Origin of the sequence: Winogradskyella marina (genome assembly GCF_015645385.1) — a bacterium.
GTDB lineage: Bacteria > Bacteroidota > Bacteroidia > Flavobacteriales > Flavobacteriaceae > Winogradskyella > Winogradskyella marina.
In genome coordinates this window covers 578,038-593,009 of sequence record NZ_JADOET010000001.1, presented here as the reverse complement: position 1 = coordinate 593,009, position 14,972 = coordinate 578,038, and the positions used below count along the sequence as shown (strand labels likewise).

Below are 14,972 nucleotides of genomic sequence, written 5' to 3'. Positions count from 1 at the left end.
ATTTTATTACTTTACTTTATGAAATTCGCCTTTTACTATAAATCGATTCTCATCGATTAAAATAATGCCATATTCTTTTGCTTCCTTAGGAACCGTAAAGGTGTATTCTAATTTATTACTACCAACTTCAACAGGTACTTTTATGTATGTAGATTTTACTTTTCTTACTTTCTTACTGTCTGAGATTTTTACAAGCGCATAACTTTCAATCACATTAGATTTTCCTTTTTCTAATTGAATAGAAACTTTACGAGATTTTGCATTAAAAGCATCATTTACAATAACAGGAATTGCAGCTGCGTCTTCATCATTTTTAAATTTTGAAGGGACTTTATAAGGCAATTTGGCATCATAATCTTCAAGGTACTTTTCTAACTTTGAAGCTAGCTCTTTAGTAATTTCAGGTTCTTTTTTAGAGATATCATACTTTTCTTCTAAATCATAGCGCTTTCCATCTTTATATAAACGATGCAATACATAGTTGCCTGAATTAAAGTTTTTATACAATTTATAGTCTCCAGATCTTATAGCCGATTGGTTTTTTACATCATCACCATAAGGATAGTGCCACCATAAATCTTCTCGAGGATTTCCATTGTTATCTTTAACCTCATTTTCATTATGCAATAAAACACCTGAAACATCCAAACCATCTAAATCCGAACGATATTCAGCAGGAATTTTACTATTGGTAAGGTTTAAAATGGTAGGGTAATAATCTAACTGATTGATTAAAACATCTTTCGTTTTTCCTTTAGGAATATTTGGTCCAGAAATTAGCATTGGTACTCTAATACCGCCTTCTTCTGAGTATTTTTTTCCTTTGTCTAAAGGTGCATTATCCGACATAACTTCAGCTCTACGAGTTTCCGCTCCACCGTTGTCTGAAGAAAAGATAATGTAGGTGGTCTCGTATAATTTTTTACCAGGATTTCTAGGGTCGTCTGTTTTCTTTAGTAAATCGATTACACGACCTAAACTCCAATCTAAGGTCGTTACCATGGCACCAAAATAAGGGTTATTCTGACCTTCTTTAGTCCATTCCGTATCCTCTTCCGGAAGTTCTACGCCTAATTTATCAACATAATAATCTAATAATGCACGGTTTCTTGTGTGAATAGGGTAGTGCACCATCCAATGTGCTAAATATAAAAAGAAAGGCTCCTCTTTATTGTTTTGTATAAATTCCAGTGCATTTTCAGTAACCGCATCTATTGGATATGAAATACCATTAGGATTTTCTTTTGTAAAAGGAAAATACTTTTCTTCACTTAAACGAAAAGGATCATTTGCATCATTTGTTGCAAACGAATGCAAACGGTCAGATTTTCTAGACCTTTGGTGAACTCCTCTAGATTCGTGTGCAAAATCAAAACCTTGATTGGTAGATTCTTGAATTTGAAGTGCTCCTGCATGCCATTTTCCAACATGTCCTGTTCTATACCCGTTCATTTTTAAAGCCTCTGCGATGGTAAAATGTTCAGGCATTAATCCTTCTGGATAATAAGGACTCATGTATTTTTCATTTCTGCGAGCCTTAGGAATTCCACCACCACTCACGTTAGTAATTCCTGTTTTAGCAGGGTGTAATCCACTTAAGAGTGCAGATCGCGAAGGCGCACAAGTTGGTGCTGGTGAATACCCATTGGTGAAATTGATAGCATCTTTTGCTAATGCCGCAATGTTTGGCGTATCCCAAGCACAAGGTTCGTCTAAATCGTTTAATTCTACATCTTGCCAACCTAAATCATCAGCATAAAATATGATAACATTAGGTTTTATTAATTGGTCTTTTTTCTGACTATTACCATAGTTTACAGAAAATAACACTAGTAAAATTAGAGTTATGAATGTGTTGTTGTTTTTCATTATTTAGTTTACGTTTTTAGTTGATTTTATGAAATTCACTTTGTACCATAAATCGATTTTCATCGATTAAAATAACCCCATATTCTATAATGCCTTCAGGAACAGTAAATGTGTATTCTAAATTATTTTTACTTGATGTTAAAGGTATTTTTATGAAGGTGGTATCGTGTTTTCCGTATTTTCTTGTCTTTCCGTTCTTTTTCTTTCTAAGTTTTTTTGCTATTTTGACTAAGGCATAAGGTTCAATGACCTTTGTTTTTCCTTTTGCTAAGGTTATAGATGCTTTACGAGATTTCGTGTCAAAGGAATCGCTAATAATAACAGGAATCGATGCTACATCTTCTCGATCTTCTTCGCTTTTAAATTTTGAAGGATTTTTATAAGGAAATTGCGCATTGTTATCGGTTAGATAGTTTTCTAATCTTGTAGATAATTCTTTAACGACTTCAGGATTTTGTGAAGCAATATCAAACTTTTCTTCTAAATCTTCTCTTTCACCGTCTTTGTATAAGCGGTATAGTTCATAATTGCCTTTAATATGGTTTTTATACAATTTATAATCTCCATGTCTTATGGCGGATTGCATTTGGTGGTCCTGATTGTGTGGGAAATGCCACCATAACTCTTCTCTAGGTTCTCCTGTATTGTTTTTTACAATATTTTCATTGTTTAACAACACATTTGAGATATCTAAACCGTCTAACTTTGAACTGTATTTAGCAGGTATTTTACTTTCTGTAAGATTTAAAATAGTTGGAAAAAAGTCTAATTGATTGATAAGTACATCTTCTGTTTTTCCTTTTGGTATACTTGGACCAGCAATAACCAATGGTACTCTAATGCCCCCTTCTTGTGCGTATTTTTTACCTTCATCTAAAGGGAAGTTGTCTGTAACGATATCTCCATTGGCTTTTTCTACGCCACCATTATCGGAAGAAAAAATAATATAAGTCGTTTCATATAATTTTTTACCAGGATTTCTTGGGTCGTCTGTAGTTTTTAATAAATCGACTACACGTCCTAAACTCCAATCTAAAGTCGTTACCATAGCTCCGTAAAATGGATTTGTTTGACCTTCTGTTCTAATAGGAATGTCTTCTTTAGGGAAATCTATGCCTAACTTATCACTGTAATATTGTAATAATTCTTTGTTTTTAGTATGAATTGGGGCGTGCACCAACCAGTGAGCCAAATATAGAAAGAAAGGCTCTTCTTTATTAGATGTAATAAACTCTAATGCTTTTTCGGTTACCATATCTTTAGGATACGAAATACCGTTAGGTGACACTTTTGTAAAAGGCGGATATTTTTCATCACTTAAACGGTACGCATCACTTTTATCGTGAGTTGCAAAATCGGTTAAACGATTTTTAGGTTTTTTTGGGCCTTGATGTGCACCTCTAGACTCGTAAGCAAAATCAAAACCTTGTTGTTTTGATTTTTGAATGTTAAGTGTGCCCACGTGCCATTTTCCAACATGTCCCGTTTTATAGCCATTCATTTTTAAAGCTTCAGCAATGGTAAAGTGTTCAGGCATTAAGCCTTTTGGATAAAAGGGCGCTATATAATTTGAACGTCTAGCAGATGTAGGTATTTTGCCTCCACTTACGTGTGTAACGCCTGTTTTAGTAGGATGCAAACCAGAAAGTAGAGCAGCTCTAGAAGGTGCACAAGTCGGAGCTGGCGAATATGCATTGGTGAAATTTAAACCATCATCTGCTAATTGGGATATATTGGGAGTTTCCCATGGACTAGGTTCATCTAAATTGTTTAATTCGGTGTCTTGCCAACCTAAATCATCTACATAAAAAATGATGATATTTGGCTTCGTTAAATCCTTTTTGTTCTGACTCATCCCATAATTGGAAAAGCACAGTAAAATTACAAGCGTTGATAAAAGTGATTTCATTTTTTATAATATAAGTAATAATTTAGGGTTCGTTTATTTCCAGTGTAATTGGGCGGTTTGATGTTCTATATCTAACCATACATCTAAATGCTCAAAAGATCTTGTGTAAATATAGCCTTCACGTTTGGCCTTGCCTTTTGGTGCACCTAGTTTTTTTTCATACTGTGGAAACGTTTTAAGCCAGACCGCAGATTTTTTAATATCATAACCATCATGTGGATAGACATAACTGTGCTTTTCAGCGCAGACTAGAAAAATAGCCAATAGATAATCTAAGCGTTTTGTAAGGTTTTTATTTAGGGTTACTTTTTTTCTAGCATCATCAATGCCTGCTTCTGCATTCTCTAATGCTTTACCTATGCCAAGCGACATCGCAATGACCTTGCCTTCTCTTGCTGATTTTTGGACTGCTTCAATACCTTTTGCCAGATAATCTTCATAAGTCATGCCAAAATTCTCATGTTCAAAGCCTTCTATATAAGAGCCATCGAAAAATTTTAAATAATCTCTACCAGAATCTTTAAATTCTGGACGCACACGAAGGATATTTGCAATGAGTAAGTTGTCTTTTCCTATTTGAGCATCTAAATCTCCCATCATGGATAAGTAGCCCGTTTTAATAGCGTCTCGTTTTTCTTCTCCAACACGGTTGTTAAAAAACATAGGTACTAAAACTTTAATATTAGCATCTAAAAAGACACCATCAATATAAGGGCTTTCGGTGACTTTTTTTACATGGTTTAACCAATACGCACGCACATAGTCTTCAGAGATATCAAAAAAACCAGTTCTTCGATTTGGCATCAACGCTTTTTGTCCTTTAGTGTTGACTAATAAAGCTTCGGGATGTTCATTTAAAAATGCTTTATCTTCAGCATAACCTCCCCAGTTTACAATAACATTCTTGTAATATAATATTTTGGTCTCAGGGTTTATTTTTTTGACAGCTTTAGCAGCTTTAATAGTTCCTTTTTCTGTGGATCCATATGCTTTACTTCCTGTAGTTTTTTCAAATGTTATTAGCGGAAATTTTGAAAGATAGGTGAGCTCTTTTTTTGTAAATACTTCAGATTTACGAAGGTGCATATACAATGGCATTTTGTCCCAAGAAAATTCTGGTAATTTTTGTTTTACCACAGCGGTCTCTTGTTTTTGTACGGAACACGCACTTAAAGAAACGGCTAATAAAACGACTAAAAAGGACGATTTAAAACGCATGGTTACCTCTCATTATTTTAATTGTATTGTCAACTATTCTGTAATTATTTTAAAACAAATAGCAGATTGGTTTGGGATGTTTTTAAAATCATATGTAATCGCCAAACCATCGTTGTTTCGGTTCCAGCTAATGGTTTCATCGCTGCCTAACAACTGTATTTCTTTTATATTCTTTTGTAAAAGCCCATCTTGCTTTAACACCTTAATCAAAATATCTTCTGTGGGTGGTGCTAAAATAAAAGCATAAAGATGGCCATCCTTTGTGGTAAAACGAATATCTTTTTCTGAGAATTCTTTTAAGTTTTCACCAGCGCGTTTTGTCACAATTTCTAAAGGCCCTTCTCCAAAGGTTTTCCATGGTCTGGTATTGTAAATGCCTTCTTGGTTAATTTTTACAAAATCTCCGAAATCATTTAACATCTGTTTTTGATTCTCAGGAATTGTACCGTCTCCTTTTAAAGCAATATTAATCATAACAACACCATTTTTACTAATGGCATCAATAGCGTTACCAATTAAAACATCTAAAGACATTTTGGTAAATGAATTCTTTCTGTAAAACCAGCTTCCAGATAAATCAGTTGCCCATATCCAAGGATGCGCTTGTTGTTCGCCAAACATCCCTCTCTCGAGATTGTAGGTAAAAGCCGCTTTGTTCTCTTTGGCGTTTTTAAAAGATAAAACAGTAGTTTGTTTGCCGTTATTCTCTTTTAAATCTCTGTTTAAATAATCTGAAAACAACTTAACACCCAATCCTTTTCCCGATTTTAGAGTTGGATAAGGCGAATCGTTATTAAACATGTCTGGATCGTATTTTTCTATTAAATCCCAAGAACGCTTGTACCAATGTTCATTCCAACTATCTTGGCTAGCAAATTTATAGGTGTCATAATCCATATTGAAGAACTCCCATTCTGGCGTGCCTTCTTTTTGATATTTCCGAGCCGTTCTAAAAAAGCGTGGTGACCAATATAAATGGGTCGATACACCAAATTTTAAATCATGTTTGTAGGCGGCGTCTTTCCATTCTCTAAGAATATCTTTCTTAGGACCCATTTTTACAGCATTCCATGGAAAGAAGGAATCATACATATCAAAATTATCGTGATGTGTGGCTACGGGCATGATAAAACGTGCTCCATTGTCTTTAACAAACTGTACAATTTTATCTGCATCGAAGTTTTCAGCTTTAAAGTCAGCTATAAATTTTTCGTAACCAAATTCTGAAGGCGGTCCATAGCGCTCCGTATGCCATTGTGTTAATCTTTTTGTCCTTAGCCTGTCAGGTTCGTTTCGGGCATCATAATCTTCATCTCCATACATGCGTCTCCCGTAGTGAGAACCATCCTCTATTCTGTTTTCGTCAATTGAAGAAGGAATTCCCCAATGCATCCAAACCCCAATTTTTCCATCTTGAAACCATTCTGGAACCTTATAATTCTCAGCCATGGATTCCCAGTTCGCTTCAATTACTTTTTTGGTTGGAAGAGATTGACCTAAAACAAAACAAGTGCTTAAGGTTAAAAACAGGATAGATGTAAGTTTCACTAAAGACATTTTTATCTATTTATCATGTACATACAAAGTAAACATTTACTAATTTAGTAATGCTTCTCTATTCCGTCATTTTTTTGCTGTAAAAACTCAAACCCATTGATATAGCTTGGTCCTTAAAGGCTTTGGTTGAAATGAGAAAATTTTAAAAAGAACAGAGCAAGTAGATTTATCTTATTTGATTCATATTTGTAGATATACGACGCACTAGTTAATTTATCTAAAAAATAGTTGGCATTGCAGCCAATATTATTTTAAACTTTTATAATCTCGAATGCTACCCGTTATAGGTTTAGCGCCAAAAGTAGTAAAGGGTTTAAAAATTTAAATGATAGTGACTTATATGAGTAGTTTGTAAAGAACTCAAATGTCGGTGAATAGGCCTTTGTTAGCTCGTTTATTTGAAAACGAGCAAGGATTTGAACTAATACAGAAAATCTTTTTTGGGTCAATGATATACTTTAGCAGAAACTAATTAAACCATAATTATACATGAAACAAATTCTAACTATTTTTCTTCTTACACTTGGTCTCCAAGTTTTTTCACAAGAGAAAACTATAACAGGGACTGTGAAAGACGATACAGGACAACCGATACTCGGAGCTTCAATATTAGTTAAGGGTCTTGCTAAAGGCACGGTTACTGATTTTGATGGAAATTATTCGTTAAACCTTAATAAGGGTGATGTTTTGCTTTTTTCTTATTTAGGTGCGGAGACTAAGGAAGTGGTTGTCGGAGAACAGAGCGTAATTGATGTAACGTTAGTGATGACAGATACGTCACTAAGTGAAGTGGTTGTAGTGGGTTATGGAACCGTAGAGAAAAGTGATTTAACGGGGTCTGTGTCTTCTATTAAAGGAAAAGAGCTCACGCAAGCGGGTACTACAAGTCTTGATCAAGCCTTGGCTGGAAGAGCAGCGGGGGTTGTTGTTACGCAAAACTCGGGTGAACCAGGTTCGGGCGCTTCCATTCGCGTTAGAGCTATTAGTTCTTTAAATGGAAGTGAGCCATTATATGTTATAGATGGTATTCCAATGGATAACACGAGTGCTGAGGGATTAGGTGATCAAGATGTTGAGAGTTCGGTTTCTAGTCCGTTAGCGATGATTAATCCGGCGGATATAGAATCTGTAGAAATTCTTAAAGATGCATCATCAACTGCCATATATGGATCTCGTGGTGCTAATGGAGTTATATTGATTACCACAAAATCAGGAAAAACAGGTAAAGGTGTTGTTACTGTTGAACATGAATATGGAATAACAGAGGTACCTAATTATATAGATGTACTAGATGCTAATGATTATTATATTTTAAATCGAGAAGCTGCTTTTAACGCTGGTAATGGGAATGACGAAGGTCAATCTGTAAGACTAGATTCTGCTAGAGCCGGTTTGCTCCAAAATAACAATTGGCAAAAAACCATTTTTCGCGCGGGAACTACATCTAACACAAATTTAGGTTTTAGTGGTGGTAATGAGGATCTTCGTTATTTAATTTCGTCGAATTATCTTAACGCTCAAGGTGTTGTAAAAGATACGGATTATAAACGTGTTTCAACTCGAATGAACGTCAATGCTAATATTTCTAAAAAGTTTAAAGTAAATGCAAGAATAAATTATTCTCATGTGACTTCAAATCAAAAAGCCGTTAGTACTGGTCTTAATAATCTTAGAGGTGCAACTAGTGCTATTTCTAGAGCACTTAGAGCTGCGCCAACCACTGGTTTACTCGCTGATGATGAAGATGAAGGTATTGAGCTTTGGACGCCTACAACCGCATTAGCAGCTAACAATTATAATAATTTATTGACTCAAATGGTTGGTAGTTTAAATGCGACCTATGATTTTACTGACGACTTATCATTTAAAACTGCGTTTTCTTATCAAAATAGAAATACGGCGCAACGGTATTACCAATTAAACATTTTGCCTAGGAACGTTGCTGAAGGTGGTAGAGCGAAAACTAGTGATTCTCGAGTTACAAGAACGACGATTACAAATACCCTTAATTTTAGAAAAAGAATAAATAGGAACCATAGAATTAATGCTGTTTTAGGGCAATCATTAGAATCAAAGGAAAGTGAAGGTATTTATGTTTCTAATTATGGATTTGCCAATGATTTATTAACCTATTATGACCCAGGTTCTGCAACCTTTTTCGATCCTGATAGAGTGAGATATAGCGAAGATAAATTAGCATCGTTTTTTGGACGAGTAAACTATACGCTTAATAGAAAATACTTATTTACTTTAACTGGTCGTTTTGATGGATCTTCAAAATTCGCAGCTAATAATAAATGGGCATTTTTTCCGGCAGCAGCATTTGCTTATAAACTTTCGCAAGAGAAATTCCTAAAAAATAGTAATACCATAAATGAACTTAAGCTACGTGTTAGTTATGGTGCTTCAGGTAATCAAGCTATACGTACTTATCAGTCTTTAGATCAGTATGTTAGTGATCTTATTGCGTTTAATGAGTCTCAAACAACTATTTATTATGCGAGTCAATTACCTAATCCTAATTTAACATGGGAAACAACAACACAATTTGATGCTGGTTTAGACTTTGGATTATTTAATAACAAATTAACAGGGGCTTTTGAATATTATAGCAAAATAACTGAAGACCTTTTATTTACAGGTAATAGGATTCCTGTTCAATCAGGATTTGAAACATACACAGAGAATTTTGGGTCTTTAGAAACCAATGGGTTTGAGGTCTCTTTTGATGCACGGATAATCAATAACGAAAAATTTTCATGGAGGTTAAATGGTAATATTGCTACGGGTAAAACCAAGGTTAGAAATTTGGCTTCTGATAATCTATTTAGTGGTTGGGATCCTGGATTTATTGCAGGTGGAACACAGCGTTTGATTATAGGTGAAGAAATAGGAACATTTTTTGGACATAAGAGAGCAGGTATTGCACAATTTGATGACTTCGTAGAATTTCAAGGACTTTCAAATCAAGAACGTATAGATATGTATAACGCTAATCCTGATGCTACTTATACGTTTGTAGATGGTTACAATGGTGGCTATCCTGTGTCAGACCAAGATCAAAGGCCTGGTGAACAATTATTTGAGGATGTAACTCCTGATGGTAAAATAGATGCTGATGATAGAACAATTATTGGGCAAGCACAACCTGATGTAACGTTCGGTATAAGTAATGTTTTTAAAATTGGAGGTGTAGATCTTAGTATTTTTATTGATTCTCAAATCGGAAAAGATATAGCCAATATGCAAAACATGAATCTATTAAATTTTAGAGGTAGACAAGGTTTAAACGTTACTCAAAATAGATGGACACCAGAAAACCCAAGTACTATTTGGCCGAGATTAGATATGGGTAACAACAACAACAATCTTTTTAGTGATCGCTATATTGAAGATGGTTCTTTTGTACGATTACAAAATGTGACTCTAGGGTATAACTTTAAAAAGAAACTGACAGACGAATTAAATATAAGTAGTTTAAGGGTTTATGTCTCAGGTACCAATTTACATATATGGACAGACTATACAGGCTATAGTCCTGATGTATCAATAAGAGGGAATTCTACAACAAATTTAGGACATGACAATGCAGGTTATCCATCTGGTCGTGTTATCAGAATGGGTGTCAATTTAAAATTCTAAAAAAAATTAACTAAAAATATTATAAGATGAATATAAAAGTAAAAATAGGGTTATTACTACTCGTAGTGATGAATATATCATGCGAAGCATATCTTGAAGAAGAGCCACCAACATTTATTTCAGCAAGTAATTTTTTCCAAACACCTGGAGATGCCAGAACAGCAGTAGATGGTGTTTACAAAAGTATGTATGTCGTACACAGTAGGTTTTGGACGGTTGTTGACGCCTATACGGACGATCAGGTGAGTAGAACAAATGGCGGAAATCATGACGCCTTTGGAACCCATACCGTAATGCCAGTCGACCCAATGTTTGAGCAACATGGAGTTTATAGTGATTGGTGGGTAGGTATAGCTAGAGCTAATACGGTATTGGCACACGTACCAGCAATAGATATGGATGAAACAGAAAAAAACATAATTTTAGGTGAAGCACGTGCCTTAAGAGCTTATTTCTATTACCAATTAGTCAGAGCATTTGGTGATCAACCACTAATTGTTGATGCAGTTACGGCTGAATCAGATTTTCAAAAACCAAGAATAAGTGCAGAAGATATTTATGACCAAGTTATTATACCAGATCTTCAGTTTGCAGAAGAGAATTGTAAAGATGCCTTACATGATGGTCGTTTTACAAAATGGACAGCAAAACTACTTTTATCTGAAGTTTATTTAACACGCGCAGGTCATCGAAGAACATCTCAAGGCGATTTTATTCAAGGCGATGAGTCCAATTGGGCATTAGCTAGAGATAAAGCAAAAGAGATTATTGATGATTCACCACATAGTTTAAATCTTGAAGGTTCAGGAAATACGCCAGCATTTGGTGTGGCATGGTTAGACGACAATCCATTTACTAAAGAATCCATGTTAGAACTATCTTATGTGCAAGTTGCAAACCTTGGAAGTTGGTTAAGCCGAGAAAGTAATGGCTCTGGAAATGCTGCTGGATATTGGGGACCAAACGCCAATGCAACACCATTAGTAGATGAAGGTTGGCCAGGTAATTTAAGACAAGAAACTGAAACTAATCCAGATGGGTTGTTTTTCCCAGGAAGACCTCCTGGAGTTGGTGTAAATTTACCTACACCTGATCTTTATAGTGCTTTTGAAGATGGTGATGAACGGTTATGGAGTATTATGACAAGATATGATTCCCCTTCAGGAAAACCATACCTCTGTCAGCCAACATTTAGAAAGTTTATTGATATTTCTTTTTATCTCGCTGAAGATGGGACGAGTTTTCAATACACCAACTCAAATATTATACTCTATCGCTATGCCGACGCCTTATTAATTTATGCAGAGGCGCAAAATGAAGCTGATGGTGCACCAAATGCAGAAGCTTACAGTGCCATAAACGCATTAAGAAATAGAGCAGGGTTAGGTGATTTAACACCAGGCTTATCTCAAAGTGATTTCAGAGAGGCTGTTTGGCAAGAAAGACGTGTTGAACTTAACGCTGAGTTTAAACGTAAATTCGACCTTATCAGAACGAATAGACTAGTTTCTGAAACTACGGACATTCTACTTGATTGGACTGCAGAACAAGGATCTTTAACAGATTACAGAAATGTTTATACGCCATTTTATAACACGAGACCAGTATGGCCAGATAATGAGTGGCTATTTCCAATTCCCCAATCAGAAATAGAATTGAACATTGAAAATGGGTGGGAACAGAATGATGGCTATTAAAATTAGATAACCCAAAATAATTTTTAAAGCGCATTAAATATTAATTTTTAATGCGCTTGTTTTAAGTAACAGTAATAAAAAATAATAATAATGACTATAAAAAAAATAAATTGCCTTTCCGCCCTTTTATGTATAGCGCTTCTTTTTAGCACGAATATTTTCGCTCAAGATAAAAACAAAAAGGGAATGGAAGAAATGTGGGGTGAAACGAGCGTTACTGGTGATGCCTTAAAAAGTGGAAAAGCAAAGTTGTTCGATGAAGGTAACTACGGTATGTTTATTCATTGGGGATTGTTTTCAAACCTTGGAGGAGTATGGGAAGATAAAACGTATTACGGCATTGGTGAATGGTTAATGAGCAAGCGTGTAGCAAATATTTCGCCGAAAGAGTACATGGAAACGGCGAAAACGTTTAATCCAACAGAATTTGATGCTAAGCAGATTGCACAATTGGCCAAAGATGCCGGAATGAAATATATAATCATTACGAGTAAACATCACGAAGGCTTTGCGATGTTCGATTCTGAAGCGAGCGATTTTAATATTGTTGATGCCACACCATTTGGTAGAGACCCTATGCACGAGTTATCTGCTGCTTGTAAGGAATTAGGATTGGGATTCGGGTTTTATTATTCGCATAATCAAGATTGGACAGCTCCAGGTGGTACGCGAGGTCCTGAAGTTGACGAGCATGGAAACAAAATGGACTTTAAAGATTATTTCTATAATAAGTGTAAACCTCAAGTTAGAGAAATCTGTACCAATTATGGTGATATAGATTTCGTATGGTTTGATACTCCTGGCGATATGCCAAAAGAATACGTCGTAGAATTAGCTGATATGGTTAGAGAATTACAACCAAAGGCTATGATGTGTAGTAGAGTTGGTTATGGTATGGGAGATTATGCCAGTATCGGAGATATGGAAGTGCCAACCCGAAATGTTGAAGGCCTATGGGAAACAGCAGATACCAATAACGATTCTTGGTCTTATGCTTGGTATGATAATAACTTTAAAAGTCCTAAGAAAATTCTTGGTCGCGTTATTGAAACCGTTGCTAGAGGAGGTACGTATTTATTTAATGTTGGTCCAGATAGTAATGGCGCTATCCCTAGTATTGGTATAGAATTTTTACAAGAATCTGGTCGTTGGATTCAAAAATATCCACAGATTATTTACGATGCAGGCAGTTCACCATGGGGTTACGCCTTACCTTGGGGAGATGTCACCACAAATGATGAATCGCTTTATTTGTCAGTAAGCGAATGGCCAACGGATGGTAAATTATACTTGCCTGGATTAAAGTCTAAAGTAAAAACTATAGCACTTTTAGATGGAAAAGAAAGCAGTGCGTTAAACTATAAGATGGTCAATGATTGGTTAGTCATCGATGTGCCTTATAAAACACCAGATGAATTGATCTCTGTAATACAAGTTAAACTTGAAGATGAAGAAGCTATCGTAGAAACGAATTTAGGCATCTATCCAAATATTCCTACTAGATTATTAACCGAGTTTGGAGTTGCAAAAGGCGCAGAACAAAAAAACGTGCGTTGGATGGAAAAATTTGGTGAATGGAAGCATGCCAACCAAGTCAGTGATTGGGAAGAAAACGGCACCGTGACTTGGGAAGTGAATGTTCAAAAACCAGGCTATTATTATTTAGATTTAGAATACGCAGGTGAAGAACGACTGGTTTGGAAAACAACTACTGATGAAGGTATTAAAGTTCAAAATCAGCAAGCTGCAACCGATAAGTATGCCTTTCGTAATATGGGTATTATAGAGTTTAAAACAGCAGGAAACCACATCATTAAAACATCTTTAGTTGAAGGTGATCCAACAACATCTAGCTTAAAGTCTATTAAGCTTTCACCTATAAAATAAAAGTGAAATAGTGAAGTCTCGTTTTATACATAAAAGTTTATTTTTAATTGGTTTGGTAATTAGTCAAGTTGCCTTTTCGCAAAATGATAAGCACTACCCAAAATTTAGCTGGGATAAGGTTCCAGTGGCTTTTCACTTCGGAAAAAGAGGCGATCTTTTAACTAAGTCTGAAGCCAAATTTGTAGCGTCTCATTCTAACTTTACTGTATTAGAAAAGGCACATGGTTTTCCAAAATATAAATATTCAGAAGAAGCTATTGCTGCGGATGCCAAAGTGTTAAAGGATTTAAATCCAGACATGAAAGTAGTATTCTACTGGAATGCGTTTTTAGATTATAACATGTATGAAGCGCATGAAGATTACCAGACAAAATCAGATTGGTGGCTTAAAACAAAAACCGGTGACTTAGACTTAAAAAACGAAAGGATTAAGCGTTATGATTTATCTAATCCCGAACTTAGAGATTGGTGGTCAGATATTGCGTTAGACAATTTAAAGAATGATAACATTGATGGTGTTTTCTTTGATGCTTTGATTCAGGTTACAAATCCAGGTAATAAACGATTATGGGGAACTGAAAAATATGATGCTATTCAGCAAGGTCTTAAAGATTTAATCAAAGAAACCAGAACTAAAATAGGGGACGATAAATTAATCGTTTATAACGGTATTCGTTCAACACCCGTTAGAAATAGTGGTAATGATTTTCCAGATTTTACGGATGCCGTTATGATAGAGCATTTTGGATATTTTAACAGCAAAACCAAAGAAAGTATGCTTAAGGATATTCAAGAAATGGAAAAAGCAGGTAAGAGTGGTAAAATCGTAGTGTTTAAGACATGGCCAGAAAATGCATGGGTAAACAAAACCTTTATGGCCAAATCTGATAAAGAAAAAGCGGAAATTTCAAAAGAACACTTAACCTTTGCGTTGGCTTCTTTTTTAGCCGGAGCACAAAAACATTCTTATATCAGTTACAATTGGGGCTATCGCTTAGGTATGGGATCGCTATTGTGGTATCCAGAATTTGATAAACCTTTAGGGAAGCCTTTAAACGAGATGCAAGTTAAGGATTGGATTTTAACCCGAGACTATGAACATGCTAGTGTTTGGGTCGATTTAGAAAATAAGAAATCCACTATTGACTGGAAAGAATAAAAACAAAATCATGAAAATAAGCGCTTCATTTTAT

At 35.3% G+C, this 14,972-nt stretch carries 8 protein-coding genes; 4 read left to right on the top strand and 4 right to left on the bottom strand.

What is annotated here, in order from left to right:
- Positions 1-6: 6 nt before the first annotated feature.
- Genes ITJ86_RS02430 through ITJ86_RS02415 form a run of 4 tightly spaced genes read right to left on the bottom strand, consistent with a single transcriptional unit; the run spans position 7 to position 6,553 of the window.
- Positions 7-1,869 carry a sulfatase gene (locus ITJ86_RS02430; protein ID WP_195870007.1) on the bottom strand — a complete coding sequence of 621 codons (1,863 nt, stop codon included), beginning with the start codon at positions 1,867-1,869 and terminating at the stop codon, positions 7-9.
- Positions 1,870-1,885: 16 nt separating this feature from the next.
- Positions 1,886-3,778: a sulfatase gene (locus tag ITJ86_RS02425; protein WP_195870006.1), complete on the bottom strand. Its 1,893-nt coding sequence runs from the start codon at positions 3,776-3,778 to the stop codon at positions 1,886-1,888.
- 33 nt (positions 3,779-3,811) lie between these two features.
- Positions 3,812-4,996 (bottom strand): putative glycoside hydrolase, encoded by a 1,185-nt coding sequence (locus ITJ86_RS02420; protein WP_195870005.1) that lies wholly within the window; start codon positions 4,994-4,996, stop codon positions 3,812-3,814.
- A 33-nt stretch (positions 4,997-5,029) separates the two neighbouring features.
- Positions 5,030-6,553 (bottom strand): alpha-L-fucosidase, encoded by a 1,524-nt coding sequence (locus ITJ86_RS02415; RefSeq protein ID WP_195870004.1) that lies wholly within the window; start codon positions 6,551-6,553, stop codon positions 5,030-5,032.
- A 489-nt stretch (positions 6,554-7,042) separates the two neighbouring features.
- Here ITJ86_RS02415 and ITJ86_RS02410 point away from each other — a divergent pair, with 489 nt between their 5' ends.
- From ITJ86_RS02410 to ITJ86_RS02395, 4 genes are all read left to right on the top strand, one after another.
- Entirely contained in the window at positions 7,043-10,195 is a 3,153-nt protein-coding gene (locus tag ITJ86_RS02410) for a SusC/RagA family TonB-linked outer membrane protein (protein ID WP_195870003.1), read from the top strand.
- Between the two features lie 26 nt (positions 10,196-10,221).
- On the top strand, positions 10,222-11,892 hold the full coding sequence (locus ITJ86_RS02405) for a RagB/SusD family nutrient uptake outer membrane protein (protein ID WP_195870002.1): 1,671 nt from the start codon (positions 10,222-10,224) through the stop codon (positions 11,890-11,892).
- Between the two features lie 186 nt (positions 11,893-12,078).
- Entirely contained in the window at positions 12,079-13,779 is a 1,701-nt protein-coding gene (locus ITJ86_RS02400) for an alpha-L-fucosidase (RefSeq protein WP_195870001.1), read from the top strand.
- A gap of 10 nt (positions 13,780-13,789) precedes the next feature.
- The gene (locus ITJ86_RS02395) at positions 13,790-14,938 is read left to right on the top strand and encodes a putative glycoside hydrolase (protein WP_195870000.1); all 1,149 of its coding nucleotides are present in this window, start codon (positions 13,790-13,792) and stop codon (positions 14,936-14,938) included.
- The last annotated feature ends 34 nt before the right edge of the window (positions 14,939-14,972 follow it).